General features: G+C 26.7%; 14 protein-coding genes and 1 tRNA gene. 10 read left to right on the top strand and 5 right to left on the bottom strand.

Translation table 11 applies throughout. The features are described 5' to 3' along the window. Window position 1: 1 nt before the first annotated feature. Together HNP67_RS01165 and HNP67_RS01160 are read right to left on the bottom strand one after the other, a co-directional pair. Window positions 2–1,549, bottom strand: a complete 1,548-nt coding sequence (locus HNP67_RS01165) for a maltose/glucose-specific PTS transporter subunit IIC (protein ID WP_184124204.1) — start codon at window positions 1,547–1,549, stop codon at window positions 2–4. A 45-nt stretch (window positions 1,550–1,594) separates the two neighbouring features. Beyond that, window positions 1,595–2,293 (bottom strand): N-acetylmannosamine-6-phosphate 2-epimerase, encoded by a 699-nt coding sequence (locus HNP67_RS01160; RefSeq protein ID WP_184124203.1) that lies wholly within the window; start codon window positions 2,291–2,293, stop codon window positions 1,595–1,597. Window positions 2,294–2,455: 162 nt separating this feature from the next. Between HNP67_RS01160 and ylqF the strand changes: the two genes are divergently transcribed. The 5 genes from ylqF to HNP67_RS01135 all read left to right on the top strand — a co-directional run bounded on the left by ylqF (window position 2,456) and on the right by HNP67_RS01135 (window position 7,087). Continuing rightward, window positions 2,456–3,295 carry a ribosome biogenesis GTPase YlqF gene (gene ylqF, locus HNP67_RS01155; protein ID WP_184124201.1) on the top strand — a complete coding sequence of 280 codons (840 nt, stop codon included), beginning with the start codon at window positions 2,456–2,458 and terminating at the stop codon, window positions 3,293–3,295. 77 nt (window positions 3,296–3,372) lie between these two features. Beyond that, on the top strand, window positions 3,373–4,416 hold the full coding sequence (locus HNP67_RS01150) for an ABC transporter ATP-binding protein (RefSeq protein WP_184124199.1): 1,044 nt from the start codon (window positions 3,373–3,375) through the stop codon (window positions 4,414–4,416). Between the two features lie 5 nt (window positions 4,417–4,421). Next, window positions 4,422–5,225, top strand: coding sequence for an ABC transporter permease (locus HNP67_RS01145; protein WP_184124197.1), 804 nt, complete (start codon window positions 4,422–4,424; stop codon window positions 5,223–5,225). Window positions 5,226–5,228: 3 nt separating this feature from the next. Then, the gene (locus tag HNP67_RS01140) at window positions 5,229–6,020 is read left to right on the top strand and encodes an ABC transporter permease (protein ID WP_184124195.1); all 792 of its coding nucleotides are present in this window, start codon (window positions 5,229–5,231) and stop codon (window positions 6,018–6,020) included. Between the two features lie 20 nt (window positions 6,021–6,040). Beyond that, window positions 6,041–7,087 carry an ABC transporter substrate-binding protein gene (locus HNP67_RS01135; protein ID WP_184124193.1) on the top strand — a complete coding sequence of 349 codons (1,047 nt, stop codon included), beginning with the start codon at window positions 6,041–6,043 and terminating at the stop codon, window positions 7,085–7,087. A 65-nt stretch (window positions 7,088–7,152) separates the two neighbouring features. On the opposite strand, the gene HNP67_RS01130 is transcribed toward HNP67_RS01135, so the two are convergent. The 3 genes from HNP67_RS01130 to zwf all read right to left on the bottom strand — a co-directional run bounded on the left by HNP67_RS01130 (window position 7,153) and on the right by zwf (window position 11,785). After that, on the bottom strand, window positions 7,153–8,496 hold the full coding sequence (locus HNP67_RS01130) for a Na+/H+ antiporter NhaC family protein (RefSeq protein ID WP_184124543.1): 1,344 nt from the start codon (window positions 8,494–8,496) through the stop codon (window positions 7,153–7,155). Between the two features lie 116 nt (window positions 8,497–8,612). Beyond that, the gene (locus tag HNP67_RS01125) at window positions 8,613–9,956 is read right to left on the bottom strand and encodes a Na+/H+ antiporter NhaC family protein (protein ID WP_184124191.1); all 1,344 of its coding nucleotides are present in this window, start codon (window positions 9,954–9,956) and stop codon (window positions 8,613–8,615) included. A gap of 392 nt (window positions 9,957–10,348) precedes the next feature. Continuing rightward, window positions 10,349–11,785: a glucose-6-phosphate dehydrogenase gene (gene zwf, locus HNP67_RS01120; protein WP_184124189.1), complete on the bottom strand. Its 1,437-nt coding sequence runs from the start codon at window positions 11,783–11,785 to the stop codon at window positions 10,349–10,351. Window positions 11,786–11,912: 127 nt separating this feature from the next. On the opposite strand from zwf, the gene HNP67_RS01115 reads away from it, so the two are divergent. The 5 genes from HNP67_RS01115 to HNP67_RS01095 all read left to right on the top strand — a co-directional run bounded on the left by HNP67_RS01115 (window position 11,913) and on the right by HNP67_RS01095 (window position 22,056). Continuing rightward, a complete protein-coding gene (locus tag HNP67_RS01115) occupies window positions 11,913–13,358 on the top strand; it encodes a nicotinate phosphoribosyltransferase (protein ID WP_184124187.1) in 1,446 nt (481 codons plus the stop codon). Between the two features lie 3 nt (window positions 13,359–13,361). Continuing rightward, window positions 13,362–16,601, top strand: coding sequence for a PD-(D/E)XK nuclease family protein (locus HNP67_RS01110; protein ID WP_184124185.1), 3,240 nt, complete (start codon window positions 13,362–13,364; stop codon window positions 16,599–16,601). A 5-nt stretch (window positions 16,602–16,606) separates the two neighbouring features. Then, on the top strand, window positions 16,607–20,116 hold the full coding sequence (gene recB / locus HNP67_RS01105; RefSeq protein ID WP_184124183.1) for an exodeoxyribonuclease V subunit beta: 3,510 nt from the start codon (window positions 16,607–16,609) through the stop codon (window positions 20,114–20,116). Continuing rightward, window positions 20,113–21,933 (top strand): exodeoxyribonuclease V subunit alpha, encoded by a 1,821-nt coding sequence (recD, locus tag HNP67_RS01100; protein ID WP_184124181.1) that lies wholly within the window; start codon window positions 20,113–20,115, stop codon window positions 21,931–21,933. The genes recB and recD overlap by 4 nt, the downstream gene beginning before the upstream one ends. Window positions 21,934–21,982: 49 nt before the next feature. Next, window positions 21,983–22,056, top strand: a tRNA-Asp gene (locus tag HNP67_RS01095). Window positions 22,057–22,091: the final 35 nt, after the last annotated feature.

The following is a 22,091-nucleotide window of genomic DNA, read 5'->3' as shown; positions in this document are numbered from 1 at the left end:
ATCAATCCTCTAGCAATTCTTCTATTTCATTCTTAAGGACACTAACACCTGGTCCGTAAACTACCTGAACTCCATTGCCCTTAATAATTACTCCTTTAGAACCGGTTTTTTTTAAAATTTTTTCAGAAACTTTAAGAACATCTTTTACTGTAATTCTTAGCCTAGTTGCACAACAATCAAGCTCAACAATATTTGAAGCGCCACCAAGCCCGATAATAACCTTAGTAGCATAATTCTCTTCAAATTCACTACTACTCTTAGAACTTAGAGAATCCTCAGAACTTAAATCTTGCGTTCTGCCGGGAGTTTTAAAATCAAACTTATTTATTAAAAATATAAAAGTAACATAGTAAAGAAAAAACCAAATAATGCCTACAACTGGTACTAAAAGCCAATTAGTTCTTGAATTTCCCTGCAAAATACCAAAAAGAATAAAATCAATAAACCCTCCAGAAAAAGTTTGACCTATTGTAATTTGAAGAATATGCGCCAGCATGAAAGCAAATCCATCAAATGTAGCATGAACAACATAAAGAATAGGGGCTACAAAAAGAAAAGAAAATTCAAGAGGTTCAGTTATACCTGTCAAAAATGATGTTAAAGCTGAGGACATCAAAAGACCAAAAACTTTTGTTCTCTCCTCACGCTTTGCGGTGTAATATAGAGCAAGTGCAGCTCCAGGTAAACCAAACATCATGGTAATATATCGTCCACTCATAAAACGACTAGTTCCAATAAAAAATCTATTTGTACCTTGAGCAGCAAGCTCTGCAAAGAAAATGTTCTGAGTCCCTTCGATTAACCTTCCATCAATAATAACAGATCCCCCAAGGCCTGTTGTCCAAAATGGCAAATAAAATATATGATGAAGGCCAAAAGGTCCAAGCATTCTTAAAAAAATTCCATAAATAAGCGTTCCAATATAACCGGTTGAATCTACCAAGCCTCCTACTTTATTAATTCCATTTTGTACAAATGGCCAAAAAAGAAACATAATAACAGCAAGAAAAATACTAGAAAAAGAAACAACAATCGGCACAAATCTAGATCCAGAAAAAAATCCAAGGACCTTGGGCAAATCTACCTTGTTAAACCTAGAATGAAGATAATAAGTCAAAATACCAACTACAATCCCTCCAAAAACCCCCGTTTCTAAAGTCTTAATCCCGAGAACAAAACCCACAGCGCCACTAGAAAAAGACTCCGCTTTGCCTGACACATCAATTAAAACCCCAATAGTAGCATTCATTACAAGATAGCCAATAAATGCTGCAATTCCGGATGTACCTTTATCTGATTTAGCAAGTCCAACAGCAATTCCAATAGAAAATATTGGTGCTAAATTTGAAAAAATAATAGAACCTGAGGCACTCATTATTTTGAAAACTGATTGCAATAAAAATATATTCAAAAAAGAATACGACTTAACAGTTTCTGGATTAGAAAGAGAGCCTCCAATTCCTAAAAGCAGCCCTGCTGCTGGCAAAATAGCAATGGGAAGCATAAAAGAACGTCCAAATTTTTGAGCTTGTTCAAAACCCTTTAACATAAAACCCTCCTAAAATAAAAAATAAATTAATTCAACTGTTTAAAATTATTTTTTAATCTGATTTATTTTTTCTACAAATTTTTTAGTAATCTCAGCAGGCCTTGTAATAGCACCACCCACAACTACTAAATCAACCCCCATTTCAAAGCATTTTTGAGCTTTTAGGGGTGTATCTATCTTCCCTTCCACTATTAAAGTAGCTTTCAAATTAGAATTAAGTAAGGTTTTTAAAAAATTAAAATCATTGTCTGCAATATTAAAACCATTAGTACTTTTTGTATAGCCATACAAAGTTGTTCCAATAAAATCAAATCCCAATTTATCGGCATTAATAGCTTCATCTAAAGAAGAAATATCTGCCATCAAACACTGCTTTGGATATTTTTTTTTAATATTTTCAAAAAAATCATCAAGTAGTACGCCATTAGGCCTATTCCTAAAAGTGGCATCAAGGGCAATTATATCTACCCCTTCATTACAAAGCTCATCAATCTCTTTCATGGTAGGAGTAATAAACACATCACAATTATTATAATTTTTTTTAATAATACCTATTATTGGCAAATCAACTTCCAACTTAATCTGGCTAATATCATCAACTCCGTTGGCTCTTATTCCAATAGCTCCACCTATTTTAGCTGCTAAAGCCATTTTAGACATAATAAAACTACTGTGTAAAGGCTCGTTTTCAAGAGCTTGACAAGATACTATTAACCCTCTTTTGATTTTTGCAATAATAATCAAACCTCCTATAAAATTTATTTTTTTAAAAAAATATAAAAACTCAAATACAGATTATATTTTTTCTTTAAAAAAAACAATTCTTTTAAAGGGAATTAACATAAATTATCAACATAAAAACAAAAATAATTTATTATCCAATAAACATTAAGCTATAATTTAGGCATGGCAAATAAAATCAACTGGTTTCCTGGACATATGAAAAGGGCCTTAGATCTAATAAAGAATAATTTACAAAAAGCTAATATTGTGCTAGAAATACTTGATGCTAGAGCTCCATTTAGTAGTAAAAATCCATTAACTGAAAAAATTATTAAAAATCAAGCTAAAATAATTCTTTTACATAAATCTGATATTGCTCAAATATCAGAAATTATAAAATGGAAAAAATATTTCGAAAATCTAGGTAATACTGTAATAATAAGCAATATCTACAAAAAAGGAATGCGCAAGCAAATAATAGATATTATTAAAAAATTGGCCATTGTTAAAAAGATAAAAAATTATAAAGAAAAAATAAAGGTTTTGATTATTGGAGTCCCAAATGTTGGAAAATCTTCAATAATAAATCTATTATCCGGAAAAAAGAGTGCAAAAGTTGCTAATAAACCTGGATATACTAAAAATATACAAATAGTAAAAATAAATGAAGAAATCAATCTTTTTGATATGCCGGGAATTTTATGGCATAATCTAATAGACCAATCGATTGCAAAAAAACTTGCAATATTGGATATGATCAAAAATGAAATAGTAGATAATATAGATCTTGCATTGTATTTACTTGAAATAATGGATCAAAATAACAAAAATATTCTACTAAAAAAATACAAAATATATCATAAAAATTCACTTGATATTCTACAAAATTTTGCAAAAGCAAGAAAATTAATCGGTAAAAAAAATGAGCTTAACCTTGAGAAAGCATCAAAAATATTAATCAAGGAATTCAGAGAAGGTAAATTTGGCAAAATAATTCTTGACAAGAATTATAATGCCTTTTAAAAAAGCATTTACATAAATAATAATATTAAGTATAATCTTGATTTGTATTAATACAGCCATAAGGAGGTTGGAATTAGTTGGATAATTGTATCCTAGAGATTAAAAATCTAAGTCATTATTATGATAACAATGGAAACAAAACTTTAGATAGCATTAATTTAAAAATTAAAAAAAATGAGTTTATCACATTACTAGGCCCATCTGGGTGTGGGAAAACAACATTAATAAAAATATTGGGTGGTTTTTTAAATCAAAAAAATGGAGAAATTTATTTTTTTTCTAAAGAAATATCTAAAACTAACCCAAACAAAAGAGAAATTAATACTGTATTTCAAAATTATGCGCTTTTCCCCCATATGAATGTTTTTGACAATATTTCATTTGGACTTAGAATGAAAAAAACGCCAAAAGATATAATCAAAGAAAAAGTAAAAACATCTCTCTCATTAATAGGAATGCCAAAATATGCATACAGAAATATTAACGAACTATCAGGAGGGCAAAAACAAAGAGTTGCAATAGCAAGAGCAATAGTAATGGAACCCAGGCTTTTATTGCTAGATGAACCACTTTCTGCTCTTGATTTAAAAATGCGGCAAGAAATGCAAAAAGAATTAAAAAAAATACAACGCCAACTTGGAATCACATTCATATACGTTACTCATGATCAAGAAGAAGCATTAACAATGAGTGATAGAATTGTTGTAATGAATGAAGGAATAATTTTACAAGTAGGAACACCTGAAGAAATTTACAATGAGCCTAAAACAAAATTTGTAGCCGATTTTATCGGAGAAAGTAATATTTTTGATGGAACATACAAAAAAGAACTAGTTGTAAGTTTGCTAGGCCATGAATTTGAATGCCTTGACAAGGGATTTGAAGCTGAAGAAGCAGTTGACCTTGTAATACGCCCAGAAGATGTAAAACTTCTTCCAAAAGGAAAAGGGCATTTAAGCGGAACTATAACATCAGCAATTTTTCAAGGAGTTCATTACGAAATGACTCTAGAAATTCAAAAAACAAATTGGATAGTTCAAAGCACAAGACTTACAAAAGTTGGAGAAGAGGTTGACATATTCTTAGAACCTGATGACATTCATGTTATGCACAAGGAATAATGGTTGTGAAAAAATTGATATTAATCATATATTCTATATTCCTATTAACATTTAGTATTTTCCCCTTACTAATAATAATATTGCTTGGATTTTTAAATGAAAAACACGAATTTACAATCTATAATTTCATTGAACTTTTAAATCCAAGTTATCTTAATATCTTTTCAAGAAGTCTAAAACTCGCAACAATAGCAACAATTTTTTGCATTTTAATAGGCTATCCTGCCGCCTGGATAATTTCATTATCAAAAAAAAGTGCTCAAAATAAATTAATAATCATGATAATACTTCCGATGTGGATAAATACACTGCTTAGAACTTATGCCTGGATGAGAATACTTGGAAAAAACGGATTCATCAATAACTTATTTGAAAAGATCGGAATTGGAACTTTAGATCTTCTTTATAATGAACAGGCTGTTACAATAGGCATGGTATACAATTTTCTGCCTTTCATGATCTTGCCAATATACACAGGACTTTTAAAAATTAAACCAGAATACATTGAAGCGGCACAAGATCTTGGAGCAAGAATGTGGCAAATATTGCTTTATATAAAAATACCCCTAACGCTCTCTTACCTAGCAACAGGAATAATTATGGTATTTATTCCTTCAATTACGGTATTTATCATTTCAGATTTGCTAGGAGGCTCTAAACAAATTTTAATAGGAAATCTAATAAGTAAACAGTTTCTCTTTATAGAAGACTGGAATACTGGAGCTGCAATTTCATTTATTTTAATGTTAGTAATATTAATTTTTAATTTAATAATATTAAAATTAATGCGAAAAAATAATGGGGAGTAAAATATGTTTAGGGCCTTTAAAAACATTTTCTTATTTCTAATACTCAGCTTTATTTACCTTCCAATAATAATCTTAATAATTTATTCTTTTAACTCTGGTGACAGTGGTTTTATATGGCAAGGATTTAGTCTAAAATGGTATAAAGAAATTTTTGCCTCAAGTCAAATCAAATCAGCAATATTTAACACCATTTTAATAGCTACAATCTCATCTTTGACCTCTGTTGTTATTGGAATTATTGGTGCTTATGCAATTTATAAATCAGAAAACAAAAAATTAAAAACAATATTATTATCAGCAAATAAAATAACAATAATTAATCCTGACATCGTAACAGGAATAAGCTTAATGACATTTTATTCTACAATAAAAATGCAATTGGGATTTTCCACAATGCTAATATCACATATAATTTTTTCAACACCATACGTAGTAATAATAATTTTACCCAAATTATATTCTCTTCCCAACAATATTATTGATGCTGCCAAAGATCTTGGAGCCTCAGAAATTCAGATATTCTTCAATATAATTTATCCGGAAATCGTCGGAAGCATAGCAACTGGGGCTCTTATTGCCTTCACATTATCAATAGATGATTTTCTGATATCATTTTTCACTACTGGGCAGGGATTTAATAATTTATCTATCTTAATAAACTCGCTAACAAAAAGGGGCATCAAACCCGTAATAAATGCTATTTCTGCAATATTGTTTTTTACAATATTGAGCCTTTTGTTTATTATTAATAAATTTATAGGAATTAAAAAATTAACAACAGATGCTGAGCTTTAAAATGAAAAAAAGGGGTACTTATGAAAAAAATTTTTATATTAATAGCAATTCTTACAACTTTCGATTGCACTAACAAAGACACCATAACTTTAAACGTATTTAATTGGGCAGAATATATTGACGAAACTTTATTAGATCAATTTGAAAAGGAAAACAATATAAAAATTAATTATGAAATCTTTCACAACAATGAAGAAATGATGGCTAAATTTAATAACACAAGGAATTACTACGATATAATAGTTCCATCAGAATATTTAATCCAAGAATTAATCGATGAAGGCAAAATTGAAAAATTAGATTACTCAAAATTGCCAAATGTAACAAAAAATATTACTCAAAATCTTACAAACCTAGAACATGATCCTGGCAATCTTTATTCAGTGCCAGCCTATTGGGGATTAATGGGAATACTTTATAACAAAACTAAAATAGATTTAAATGACATGCAAGGTTTTGACATATTATTTAATAAAAAATACAAAAAAGAGATTACAATGCTAGATTCCCCTAAAGACAATATTGGAGTTGCTTTAAAAAAACTTGGATATTCGATAAATGAACATGATACAGATAAAATTAAAGAAGCTGGAAAACTTTTAAAAATCCAAAATCCACTATTAATTGGATATTTCTCAGATGTGCCTGCAAAATCATTAATGCTAAATGGAGAAGCATCTATTCAACTCACATGGAGCGGTGAAGCACAAAGCGCTATGTTAAAAGACAAAAACTTAGATTTTTACGCACCAGAAAACACCAATTTATGGATAGACGCATTTGTAATTCCTATTGATGCTCCAAATAAACAATTGGCTTACAAGTTTATAAACTTTCTATATGAGAATGAACCATCTTACAAAAATTTCAAAGAAACTAGATATAATTCTCCAAACAAAAACGTAATAAAAAGAATAGAAGAAGAAGCAAAAAATAATCCCGAAATGAAATTATATTTAGAAGAAAAATTTATACCAAAAGATTTTTCCAAATTTGAAATTTTTAAAAAAATACCTAAAAAAATAAAAGAAGAAATCCTCAAAATATATTTAAATCTATCTTCTTGAATTTAAATATTTAAATTCAACAGAACTTAAAAGCTTTTAAAATTTAAAGCTTTTAAGTTTAGTGGCTATTTTTTTAAAAAAGGTTTAAATACTAATTTTATATCAAGTCCAATTATAGATAAAGCAATCAATAAGACCAAAAATCCTTGATAAATTAAAAACGGAAAAATGTCAAAAGGAGAAAGCTTGCCTTTTGTAAAATCTACAAGAGCTATAACATGCATACTATGAGGCAAAATGCTTAAAAAAAAGCACGAAGACATACAAAGTAAAGCCGCAATACGCCTTGAGTTTAAATTATTCTCCTTAGTTATTGCTCTTACAACAGAACCACTCATTAAAATAGCAAGTCCATTATTTGCAAGAAACATGGTCAAAATGCCAACTAAAACAACAATTACAAATTCCGAGGTTCTTTTAGACTTTGACATTCTTTGCAATTTTAAAAACAACCAATCAAACCCTCCATACTTAATTGTCATATAAGAAATTCCACCCGTAAAAACAACAAGAATAAACATTTCCCCTAGACCTAAAAATCCTTCATTGATTTTTTTCACCAGCAACAAAAAAGTAATATCTGAGTAATAAATTCCAATAATACTAGCAACAACAATACCTAAAAACAAGGCTAAAAATACATCAAAGCCTGAAATTGCAACAACCATAACAAAAATATATGGAATAATTTTAAAAAAATTTATCTCACCAGGCTCAATAATAAAACTATCAGCCTTGCAATAATAAGAACCTAAAATTGCAAAAGCAATACTTGATAAAATTGCTGCTGGAAACGTATAAAAAGCTCCATTTTTAAAAACATCAACAATATTAACCTTTTGAGTATGACTTGAAATAATAGGGGTATCTGATATTAAAGACATATTGTCCCCAAATGCACCAGCGCTAAGAATAGTACCAGCAATCAATGGAAGAGAGATGTTCACCTTATCTGCAAGTTCCAAGGCAATAGGAGCAACAGCAACAATAGTCCCCATAAAACTTCCTGTAGAAAAAGATAAAAAAAGAGTAATTAAAAAAATGCCACATACTAACAAATTCAATGGGACATATTTAAGACCAATATTTACTACAGCATCTACACTTCCTATTTCTTTACAAACAGCAGAAAAAGCACCTGACAACATAAATATTAAAGATATAAAAATAACATCTTGTTGGGCGCACCCCTCAATGAATTTATTCATTTTTGCCAAAAAAGATCCCCTAAAAATAATAAATGTCAAAACAATAGCAATAAACATAGCAACTACGGGGGGCATTTGATAAAATGCTCTTTCTACACCATTAAAATAAAGAACAAGTCCTGTGCCAATATAAATCCCTATGAAAAGAAAAAAAGGCATAAGTCCCCAAAAATTTGGAACTACATTAGTTTCTCTTTCCAATTTCAAATCTCTTTCCAACTTTAACCCTCCTAAATCATATAATATAATTATTAACAATTTATTCTAAATAAAATAAAAAAAATTAAACAATGCATATCTTAAAATTTTCAAAATTTTCATTTTTTTAAAAAAAATAAAAAAAGTTTTTTTATATCAAGACCCAAAATAGATAAAATAACAAAAAACAATAAAAATTCAAAATAAACTAAAAATGGTAAAACACTAATTGGCGACACAAGTCCATTTGAAAAGCTCACTAAAATAATCATTTGAGCACCATAAGGAATAATGCCCTGAAAAATACAAGAGAACATATCTAAAATAGAAGCACTCCTTTGAACGCTGATATTATTTTCAAAAGCTATCTTTTTTGCTACTTTGCCGCAAATAAGTATAGCAATTGTGTTATTAGCAAGAAAAACATCAACTATTGAAACAAAAGCCCCAATAGAAAATTCCGCTGAACTTTTTCCTCTAATTAAAGACTTTAATTTAATAAGTAGCCATTTAAAGCCTCCATTATGAATCACAGCAAAAGAAACTCCCCCTGTTAAAATTGAGAGAAAAATTAAATCTGCCATATTTAAAAACCCTTTATTAATGTTTTTCATTACATCTAGAAAGTATAAATTACCATACAAAATGCTAATAAAACATATAGAGAAAATGCCTAAAAAAAGAACTATAAAAACATTCATTCCAGCCAAAGAAAAAAATATAATTATTAAATAAGGAATGGTTTTCACCAAATCTATTGAACTTTCATGTAAAAAATTTGTGGTATTAGGCAAATTCCCAGAAAGAAAGAAAAAAGAAAAAAAAGTTAGTATAGCAGATGGAAAAGCATAAAAACTACTACTAATAAAAACATCTAAGATGCTGCTACCTTGAGTTCGGCTAGATACAATAGTCGTATCTGATATTAAAGAAAGATTATCTCCAAACATGGCCCCACACATTACAGATGCTGCTATTAAATTTGGATTAATACCACTTTTAACAGCAATATTAAAGGCAATAGGAGCAATTGCAACAATAGATCCAACAGAAGTACCAGCAGAAAAAGAGAGAAAACAGGTTACAAAAAATATACCAGAAACAATCCAATTGGGATTAATATATTTAATTCCCAAATTTGCTACAGTTTCAACACATCCTATTTCTTTGCAAAGAGAAGAGAAAGCTCCCGAAAGCATAAAAATAAGACACATTAGTATAATATCGTACTGAGCAGCCCCTTTAATAAATATGTGAATTTTATCAGAAAATCTTCCTTTAAACACCAAAAAACAAACAATGGAAGCTAAAAACATTGCAACACTAGCCGGCAGCTGGTAAAAGGCCATTTCTACACCAAGAACTCCCAAATAAATTCCCGTACCTAAATAGATAATAATAAAAACAAAAAAAGGAATAAGTCCAAGAAAATTTGGCTGTCCTCTTGCTTCAATATTTTTCATATACATCCTTTAAATATAAGCATCGTTTTTATGAAAAAGATTACTTATATTTTTAAATGATAACGCAAACTATTAATTAATGCATAAATTTGTAATCAAATCAAGAATAAAAATCCCCAATTCTCTTAAAATATTTAAAAGGAAAAATAAAATTTATTAAAAACTTTACTACTAAGCTAAGTCACAAGAAATAAAAATCTTAGGAAACTTGTTATAAATAAAGCCAGCAATAAAAAGGATTGGGAATAAATTATCTAAAAAATTTTATCTCATTTATCTATTTACAAAATAACTTTTAAAAAACTAGAAAATTAGAAGGATTGGGAATAAATTATCTAAAAAATTTTATCTCATTTATCTATTTACAAAATAACTTTTAAAAAACTAGAAAATTAGATTTTGCGCCAAAAATGATCTTTTTCTAAAATAGAGTCTATTTCTTTTGGCCCTTCAGAGCCATAAAAATAATTACAAATTTTAATATCTGCCCATTTATTTGAAATATCTGAAACAAATTCCCAAGAACTTTCAATCTCATCACTTGTCGCATACAAAGTACCATCCCCTAAAAAAGCATCTAACAATAAGCGCTCATAAGCCTCATCAAACAATCTTTTAAATGTCCCGTGATATGAAAATTCCATATTAGCAGTTTGAATTTCATAATTATATCCAGGCTTCTTGGTATTAAATTTAATCTCAATTCCATCCCTTGGTTGAATCCTAAATATTAAAGCATTGGAAAAATCAACAGAACTATTGTTAAAAAGAGTAAAGCTTGGTTTTTTAAATTGAATATATATTTCTGAAAATTTCCTAGCAAGTCCTTTTCCAGTTCTAAGATAAAAAGGAACACCGGACCAACGCCAATTATTAATAAACACTTTCATAGCTAAATAAGTTTCGGTATTTGAATTTCCCAAAAATTCTGTTTCATCTTTATAGCCTTTTTTAAAAACCCCTTGAACTTTTGAACCTATATATTGACCCTTAACAATGCAATTCTTAATATCCTCTTTGCTAATTTTCCTCAAACTTTTTAAAACTTTTACTTTTTCATCATGAATAAACTGAGAATCAAATTTAATAGGAGACTCCATTGCAACAAGGCTTAACAATTGTAAAATATGATTTTGAACCATATCCTTCAAAGCTCCAACAGAATCATAATACTCTACTCTTCCATCAAGACCCAATTCTTCTGCTACCGTAATCTGAACAAAATCAACATAACGATTATTCCAAATATTTTCAAAAATAGAATTTCCAAATCTAAATGTAAAAATATTTTGAACTGTCTCTTTGCCTAAATAGTGATCTATTCTATAAATTTGATCTTCCTTAAAGGCAGAGTAAAGCAAACTATTTAATTTTTTTGCTGTCTCAAGACTAGAGCCAAAAGGTTTCTCAAGAACTATTTTTGACAAAGTTAATCTTTCACTTAAAAAATACCTTTTCAAATGATTAATTATAGGTCCATAAAATGTGGGAGACGTCGAAAGATAATATATTGTTTCTCGATTTTTATCTAAAAATTTAAATAAATTTTTATAAGGCTCCTTTTCATTAAAATCGCCAAATACATAAACAAAAAAATTTAAAAAAATCTCAATCAACGAATCGGTCTCTTCCTGCCATAAAGAATCTTTAATATATAATCTAAATTCTTTATCTGTAAAAACTTTACGAGAAAAACCAATAACCCTAAAATTGCTAATACATTTATTTTTAAATAAATTAAAAAGTGCAGGAATAAGCTTCTTCCTAGACAAATTCCCGGTAACTCCAAAAATTACAATATCAAAATTAGAAACACTTTTTTCTTTCATAGAATTTAGTCCAATCTGGTCAATTTATCATATTTTGAAAAACCATGTACATAAATATTAACAATAAAAGCTAGACTCAAATTAAATATCATTTTTTTATAAACAAAACTAGTATATAATAAGGAGAATGAAAAATCTATCACTATTTACAGATTTTTATGAAATTTCAATGATGAATGCTTATTTTACAAAAGGTATTAATCCTAAAGCAAAATTTGAAGTATTTTTTAGAAAAACGCCGTTTAAAAATGGATACATTGTTTTAGCTGGAATACACACATTAATTAATGAATTAAAAAATGTTCGTTTTGGAGAAAATGAACTTAAATATTTAAAAAGCTTTAATATATTAGATAAACAATTTTTAAACTTTCTAGGAGAATTCAAGCTAAACGTAAAAATAAGCTCAATAGAAGAAGGTCGTCTGGTTTTCCCCTATACACCAGTAGTTGTGATTGAAGGGCGCCTAATAGAATTATTATTAATAGAAGGGCTAGTTTTAAATATAATAAACTTTGAAAGTTTGATAGCAACAAAAACTGCCAGAATAAAAGAATCTGGTGCAAAAATTTTAGCAGAACTTGGGCTAAGAAGAGCACAAGGAATAAATGGAGCACTCTCTGCCAGCAAGGCCGCCTACATAGGGGGAGCAGACTTTACAAGTAATATGCTTGCTGGATATAAATACAATATACCAGTCACAGGAACAATGGCTCATAGTTGGGTAATGAGCTTTGAAACCGAAGAACAAGCATTCAGAGAATATGCAAAAACATATCCAAACAAAGTAAGCCTACTAATTGATACTTACGATACGCTTAACAGCGGATTAAAAAATGCCATCAAAGTATTTAAAGAACTAAAACAAGAAGAGAAAAATAATTTTTCAATAAGAATTGACAGTGGAGATCTTGAATATTTAAGTAAAGCCGCAAGAAAAGAATTAAACCAAAATGGATTAAATCATGTAAAAATTATTGCATCTAATGAGCTTGACGAAAATATTATTATGTACTTAAATTCAATAAATGCTCCAATTGATATTTGGGGTGTTGGAACAAATTTAGTTACAGCAAAAGGAGATCCAAACCTTTCAGGGGTATATAAAATGATCTCTATAGAAAAAAATGGAAAATTTATACCAAAAATAAAAATATCAAATAACACAGAAAAATCCACATTACCTGAACAAAAAGAAATTGCAAGAATCTATTTGAATGGCCAGATGATTCTTGATTTTGTCTTTTTAAAAGAAGAAAAAGATAAAATCAAGAATCATCTAAATTTAAGAAAAGAATTTACAGTTTTTCATCCAATACAAGATAACATTTTCAAAATCATCAAACAATACGACGATTTTGAATTTCTAATTCACACTGTCTTAGACAATGGGAAACTTTGCAAAGGCTATGAGTCTAGCTTAAACAATATTAGAAATAAAACCAAGCTTGACTTAAGCAAACTTGAACATACGTACAGAAGAATAATTAATCCCCACATATATAAAGTAAGTATCAGTAAAAACTTGAGAAAATTAAAAAACAAGCTCATAAAAGATATCAAAAACAATTAATATATGTATATATATAAAACTAATGAAGTAAATAAAATTTATAATAAAATTAAAGAACTAACTCAAAACGACAATATTTTTAAAAAAGAAACACTCATCATAGTAAAAAATGATCTCTTAAGAGAAGAAATTAAAAAAACTATAGCAAAACTAAACGGAATTTCTTATAATCTAAATATTAAAAAAAATGCTATAAAAAGCATATATGAAATTTCTTTAAAAAATCCCAATATAAAAAAATACATAAAAGAGAACACTTTATCATTTTACTTGGAAACAGAAAAATTCATTTTATATAACATATTGAAAACTGAAAAACTAAAATACATAAAAGATTTCAAATCAATAAAGAATAGATACTTTTTTGCATCAAAAATAATAGATTTATTCCATCATTATTACTCAAAATTTTCAAAACTAATTGAAACTTGGGAAGACAATGGATTTTTATTCCAAGAAGAAAATTTAAAACCCTACGAGAATATGCAAAAAGAATTATTTAGAAAGCTCTTTGAAAAGCAAAAAAATATTTTAAACTTACATAAAAAAATAATTAGGGAAAAACCAACAAAGAATATAGAAATTGAAATTAACAAAATAATATTTATTGGCAATAACAGAGAGCTTGAGAAAAAAATTCTTAACTCTTTAGAAAAAATTTTCGATTTTGAAGTGCATGTGTTAATTTTTGAAGATTTGCTAAACTATGAATCTACACTTGTTAAAGAATTGTTGTTAACAAAACCAAAAATTAACCCAATAAAATATCACGCTTTAGAAAAAATAGATATTGAATTATTTAAAGGTAAAAATTTTTTAACAAGCATTAAAAATAATATAATAGCAAAAACTCCAATTTCAAAATTAGACGATAGCTTTAAAATAATAGAAGCCAAAAATCAAAAACGTGAAGTAGAAATTTTGACAAATCAAATAGTACATTCAATGCAAAAAAATAACCTGAAATTAAGCGACATAGCAATAACTTGTTTGCAAGAAAAATTTAATGAATATTTGCCATATATAGAAGAGTGCCTAAATAAATATGAAATCGAATATAGCATTCTATGTTATAACAATTTGTCAAGAGGAGAAAGTATAATAGCCTTAAAAAGGCTAATGGGTCTTTTCATATCAAAAAACGAAACAATTAGCAATTTCAGCAGAAAAGAAGTATTTGACCTGCTAAGCAACAACAAAGTAATGAAAAAATTTAATATATCAACATCTGAATTAAACTATTTAATAGAATTTAGCGATGCAATGAACATTAGTTTTGGTGCAAACAACACTCACAAAGAAAATCTAAACTATGATCAAAACTTTTTAAACTCTTGGGAAGATGGATTTAATCGATTTTTAATGTCAGAAATATTTGACGAAAAATACGAGGAAGAAACTCAAAAAGAAAGCACAAGATTTCAAGATCAAGAATCAATAATCAAACTTATAACAATAGTAAAGAGTTTGTACGAAGATATAAAGTATTTTAAAAATAAAGCATATAAAGTATATGAATGGGCAGAAATCATAGAAATTTTTATTCAAAAATATATTGATCTTGAAGAATTTAATACAACCGATGAATATTTACAAAATAAGATAAAATCCTTTAAAAATTTTCCCAAAGATTTAAATGACAATCTTTACAAAAATTATTTAAAAGAAATTAATGAAATAAAAATTGAATTTTGCCTTTTTAAGATTATTTTTGAAGAAAGTATTGAAAAAGAAAAATACGGAGTAATGTATAAAAAAAATGGAATATTGATTGCCAATTACAAAGAAATAGAATATCTTCAAAAGAAAGAAATTCATTTTTTGGGATTTCAAGAATTCAACTCTAATATAAATTATGATAACATGAATTTATTAAATGAATACTATGAACATGAGAATATTGAAAAAGAAGCGGTCACGGCCCTTTTTAATTTGATTTTCGCAACATCAGAAAAATTTTATCTTTACTGCTCATTTCAAGACAACTTAAGCCCAGAAATTAACACATCAAAAACAATCAACAAAATAATTGAACACATACAAAAGTATGAAAAAAATTTTCAAATAGAAAAGCATCCAAATGAAAACCACGACCTAGCATATTTTAAAGATGCAAAAGAAAGTTATTTAATAAACTATGATCTAGAAGCCTTTAATATCGCAAAAATACTACAAAATTCTAAACCAATTAAGTTTAAGCAAAATAAAATTAAACTAGAAAGCCCAATTAAGCTAAATTTATACGAATTAAAAAGCGCCCTTTCTAACCCTTACAAACATTTTTATGAAAAAACTTTAAACGTTAAAATACAAGATATAAGACTAGAAAATGAAATCAAAGAAAAACAAGAAGAACAAATTTTCAGTGTTATTGAAATTATTTACAGGCTTATAAAAAATTCAACACTACTTCATGAATACATAATGGGGAAACAAGATGATGCAAAAATAGCAATAGAAATTATTAAAAACCACATTAGATATGAAATACAACAAGGAAGCATTCCCTTCAACATAGATCAAAAAACGACTGTAGATGAAATCTTTAAAAGATTAAATAAATTAAAATATAATGCTACTGAAAGCTTTCCTAAGCTTTCAGTAATGACAAAAAGCAAAATTAAATTTTGTAAAACAATAAAACTAAATTTTCAAAAAAAAAATATAGAATTCGAATTAAACCAAGATATTGAGAATGTGTATAAAGTCGAAAACGATTATTTTTATTTAAATTTTGTAAAAAAAGACTATTGTAGTATCCCAGATAAAATAAAAAATGAAATAGATTTATATATAACAGGACTGCTAATAAAAAAAGAAATACAAAATTTCAATTCATTAACAGAAGTAAAAATTGATCTTGAAAGCTTAACAGCAAAAACAACTATTTGCTATCATCACAAAGAAATAGTAATTGAAGACATTGAAAATATGCTTATGCAATTTGCATACATATCAAGCTATCCAACTCCAATTTACCAAAGCTTGATAATTAAAATTTTAACAAAAATAAATCACAATAATTTTTCAAATTGTTTTAAGAATTTCATAAAAATGCAAATAAAAAATCCTTCAAAAGCTTATTTCACAAGCAAAGCACATGAAAGATTCTTAAAAACTAGTGAAATAACACTCTGCGATTACTATAACAGATTTAAAGACACTCATGATTTCAAGTTAGACGAAAATTTATTAATATTGATAGAAAAATTTTATATTAAATTTATAAGGACAAAAAATTAAAATCCATGGACAAAATCCTAGAAAAAATTAAAAATAACACAACAATATTAATAGAAGCATCAGCGGGCACTGGCAAAACCTACATACTTGAAAATGTGGTTATAAATTTAATTAAAACCAAACTATACTCCATAAATGAAATCTTGGTATTAACTTTTACAAAAAAAGCCACAGAAGAAATGCACACAAGGATACTAAAAGTAATAGAAAATTCTTATTTTAACTCAAAAACAAATGAAATTTTAAAAGAAGCTTATGAACAATCAAAAAAACTCTTTATATCAACAATCAATAAATTTGCATTACATGCCTTAAATAATTTTCAAATTGAAACAGAAAATTACTCCAAATATAAACCTAAAGAAAAATTTTCAAAAGAAATAGATGAAATAGTTTATGACTTTTTAAGAAAATCAGATAGCTTGATTCAAGCTCTTGATATTAAAGACTACGAACTTAAAGTATTTAAATCTGATGCTAAAAAAACCGAAGAGATTGTTTTAAAAATAAAAAAAGCTTACGAAAGAGACACAACTCAAGAGCTTGGAAATTGGCTTAAAACCCAAACAGCATTTGAAAGCATTCTTCTTAAAAAGGAAGAGTTGATCAAAGATTACAACAAAATAATAGAAGACTTAGATAAAATGACAAAAGATGAAATATTAAGCTTTTATAATAAACATATTCAAACTGGTAAACTTGAAATAGGATACTCTAAAGAAAATGACATATTTAAAATAGCAGAAACATTATTGAAAAATAAATTTTTTTCAACTCTAATAGAAAAAGAAATTAAAAAAAATTCTAAATTATCGTCTAAAGAACTTAAGATTAAAAATGATTTAATCTGTTTAGGAATTAATATTAAACATGAAAAATATAAATCAGAAGACAATAGAAATAAAAATAGAAACAATTTAAAGCAATATATTATTTTAAAAGTTGAATACAAAATACTAAAGTATATAGAAAAAGAACTAGAGAAAACTATTAAATCAACAAACACAATAGATCAAAATTACATAATTTCAAATTTAAAAAATTACTTAAAATCCGCAGACAAAAAGCTTCTAAATGCAATCAAAAATCGATACAAAATCATTTTAATTGATGAAGCACAAGATTTAAGCCTAATACAAATTGAGATATTTAAAATATTAAAAACAGCAGGAATAAAATTGATATTCATAGCCGATCCAAAACAGATAATATATTCCTTTAGAAAAGCAGACATTTCTTTTTATAACAAAGAAATAAAAAATAAAATCAACACAGACGCTAGAATTGTACTAAAAATAAATCACAGATCAAGCAAAAAACTCATAAGGCCTTTAAATAAAATTTTTAATAATATATACAATAATGCAATAGCCGATGACATTGAAAAAATTGAATTTACTAACTCACTTCCAAATCAACAAAACGACAATAATAAAATTTTAATCAACGGACAAGAAATAGAAGGAATCAATATAATAACCACAAATACAGAACCCGAAGAAGACATTTACCAAAAAACAGCATTAACAATAAAATATTTGCTTGCATATGGAAAAATTACTAAGAACAATAAGATTAGAAATATTAAAATGCAAGACATTAAAGTACTTTGCAGAGGAAAAAATGAAATCAATTTAATAGATAAAGCATTAAAAAAAGAGCAAATCCAAACAAACAAAGCTCAAGAAAAAATTTTGAAAACCAAAGAATTTAGCGAAATTTTCTATATTATTAAATGCTTAGATCGAAAACAAAGCTTTAAAACCCTAAATTATATTCTAAGCAGTAAAATATTAAATGTCCCGTGGAATTTGCAAAGAATTTTAATCAAACAAGATAAAATTCACCTTATAGAAGAATTTATTGAAAATATAACAGCTTTGCTTGAAAAAAATGAAATAACATTAATAAATGCAATTAACAAAATCTTATTTGAAAAAAACTTATGGATCAAAATTGCAAATGACACTAAAGATCAAAAAATTATTGAGTGGGCCAAAAATAAAATAAATTACAAAGGTCTTCTTATTAAAGAAGGTAAGCTTGAAAATTTAAAAACCTATGAAACAATACTTGAGATCATCTCTAAAATATATCATAAAGAACAAAACATACAATCTCTAATCTCTACCCTAGAAAGTCTAATAATAAACGAAGAGCCTGAAGAAATAGAAGAAAAAAACAACAATATAAATAATGATAATGACTCTATAGAGCTCATGACAATACATAAATCAAAAGGGCTTAGCATGAATATTGTATTTTTAATCAATACAACTCCAATAGAAAATAGCAATTTTTTTTCAAAAAAAAATCAATTTTACAAATTTTATAAAGACGGAAACATTGAATATGATTTTTTTAAATTGGAAGAAAATAAAAAATATGCAAGACTAAAAATACTAAGCGAAGAAAAAAATATATTTTATGTGGGAGCAACAAGAGCTAAATTTGCTCTTTTTATTACAAAAATAAATAGCATAACTAGCAAATTATTAGAAATAGCAAAAATTTTTACTATCGATGATATTAAACATGACTTTAACATATATGAATTTATTGACCAAAAGAGATTCAATAAAAAAAAAGACAATATAAATGTAAATACAAAATTAATTCCACCAAAACCAATAATTAAAAACATGTTTAAAAAAGAATATATATCTAGTTTTTCAAGTTTAACAGCACAAGCCCATCATAAGGCATTTTATGAAAACTATGATTTTAAAAATATTAACTACGAAAAAGAACCAGATCTTGATTACGACCCTGAATTAGAAGAGATTCTGCCTAAAGGAAAAGATAGCGGAAACATTTTACATGCCGCAATGGAAGAAATAATCTTTAGCACAGCAAAAGATACATTTGATAATTTTAAAAAAAATAACATTGAAATCATTGAAAAGCAAATACAAAAAATTAACTCGAATCTCAATACAATAGAAATACAAAATTCATTAACTAAAATGATTTACAACATACTAACTTATAAAATAAGAGCAATTAATACTCGTCTGTGCGATATTGAAGAATTACAAAAAGAAATGGAATTTTTAATCAAAATAAATCCTGAATTTCAAAAACAAAAACATCTTTTTGACAAACACTTTGAAGATCTTCACATAAAACTAAGTGATGGATATTTAAAAGGAATAGTAGATCTCATATTTAAAGCGAATAATAAAATATATATCCTAGATTACAAAACAAACTATCTTGGAAAAAATAAAGATGATTATAATATAACAAATTTAGAAAATACAATAAAAAAGGAATATTATGATTTGCAATATAAAATATATGCTCTTGGAATAAAAAAAATATTATTTAAAAACAAAAGAGAATATAATCAAAAATTTGGTGGAGTAATATATCTTTTTACAAGAGCATTTAAAGACAATATTGACTGCTTAAATTCAAAATTTGAAAATGGCATTTATTTTAATCTTCCAAAATTTAACGACGTTGATTTAGATAAAATCATCTTAGAATTAAGCATTAAAAGACATTTATGAGAGATTTTTTAGTATTAAGAGAATTTTTAAAAAATAAAAACAAAAAATTCTTAACCCCTGAGCTCAAGCTTTATGAAATAATTGAACTTTTAAATATCAATAAAAAAAATTGCTATAAAGCGCAAACACTCGCAAAGTTCACAAACAATGAAAATATTATAATATTTTTAATATTTTTATTTAACTACTTTGATAAAGGTCACCTAAGAGCTGATATAAATCTATTAGCAAAAGATATTCAAAATACAATAATATTCACAAAAGACAACCTAGAAAAAACCAATAAAAGTTATAACAAATTAATAAAAATGCTAAAAGGACTAGAAACATTTGGAAATCCAGAAACCATTAAGAATATGGTTTTGCTTTTAAAAGAAAACAACATACTAATGGAACTTGATAAACTTAAAATTACAACTCCCCTAATCTTGGAAAACAATATCTACATTTATACTCAAAAAAACTACAGAGAAGAAGAAGAGCTAATAAAACAAATTATAAAAAGATTAGAAAACTATAGAAATGAATTAAATGACAATAAAATACAAAATATAATATCAAATTTAAATATCAATAATTTAAATAAAGAGCAAATTACATCAATAAGAAAGGCATTGAAAAGCAACTTCTTTCTATTAAGCGGAGGCCCTGGAACAGGCAAAACTACAACTATTAACTATATCTTAAAAGCAATTAATAAAACATTAAACAATAAAAAAAAAGGATTAGTAGCAATTACAGCACCTACAGGAAAAGCTAGCCTAAGGCTGCAAACAAGTATCGACTATTCATTTAAAAATTTAGAAATAGAATGCAATACAATCCAAAAACTATTGGGAATCAAATTTATAAACAAAAAAATTCTATATGATGAAGAAAATCAATTAAATTTTGACGTAATAATAATTGACGAGGCTTCAATGGTAGATGCATATACTTTTTTAAAACTACTGAAAGCAACTCCAATAACCACTAAGTTAATAATGGTAGGAGATAAAAATCAACTCCCATCAGTAAACGAAGGAAATGTATATTCAAGTCTTTTAGGAGTAAAAAAAATAAATAACGATAATGTAGAAGAACTTAAAGAAAATTTCAGAAGCAACAAAGAAATAAATTTGCTCTCAAAAGCAATATATAAAGAAGATAGTACTTTGATTTGCAAATACATTAATAACAATAAAAATATTCAACTGAAAGAAATAGAAAAAATAAACTTAAAAAAAGATCTAATAGAATATACAAACAATTTATATAAAAAAATACCCACTTTCAATCTTAAATTGATAAAAGAATCAAAAATTGAAACAATACTTGAAACTTTACTTGAAAATATAATTTTAAGTTCAAAAAATTTTGGTAAATTTGGAACTAAAACACTAAATGAAATAATAAAAACTTACCTAAAAAAGACCTATGGGGGCTTTATTGGTCAAATAATAATGATAACTAAAACTGACTATAAAAATAAATTATTTAATGGAGAACGGGGTGTTATTTTTAATGAAAATTCTAATTTTTATGCTTTATTCCAAAGAAAAAATGAAAAATATAAAAAAATAAATTTAGATTTACTAACAAATTATGAATTCAGCTTTGCTACAACAATACATAAAAGCCAAGGATCTGAATACAAACATATAAAAGTAATATTGGAAAATAACCCTTTTTTGACAAAAGAACTTATGTATACTGCAATAACAAGAGCCAAAGATAGCTTAGAAATAATTTCTAACAAAGAGACTATTATTAAGCTGAGCAAAAAATCTAGCAAAAGAGATTCAAAAATACTAGAACATGTAAACTCATTCAAATAAATTGACAAATACATCAAAAACTACTATAATCTTTTAACAGAATGGCTTTGGGGGCGTAGTTCAGATGGTTAGAACGCCTGCCTGTCACGCAGGAGGTCGCGGGTTCGAGACCCGTCGCTCCCGATGATAAATTTTACATTTTATTGTGCAACAGCTTT

Origin of the sequence: Borreliella californiensis, assembly GCF_014205885.1 — a bacterium.
Lineage (GTDB): Bacteria > Spirochaetota > Spirochaetia > Borreliales > Borreliaceae > Borreliella > Borreliella californiensis.
The sequence above is the reverse complement of the archived record's forward strand: the minus strand, read 5'-3'. Positions and strand labels throughout refer to the sequence as shown.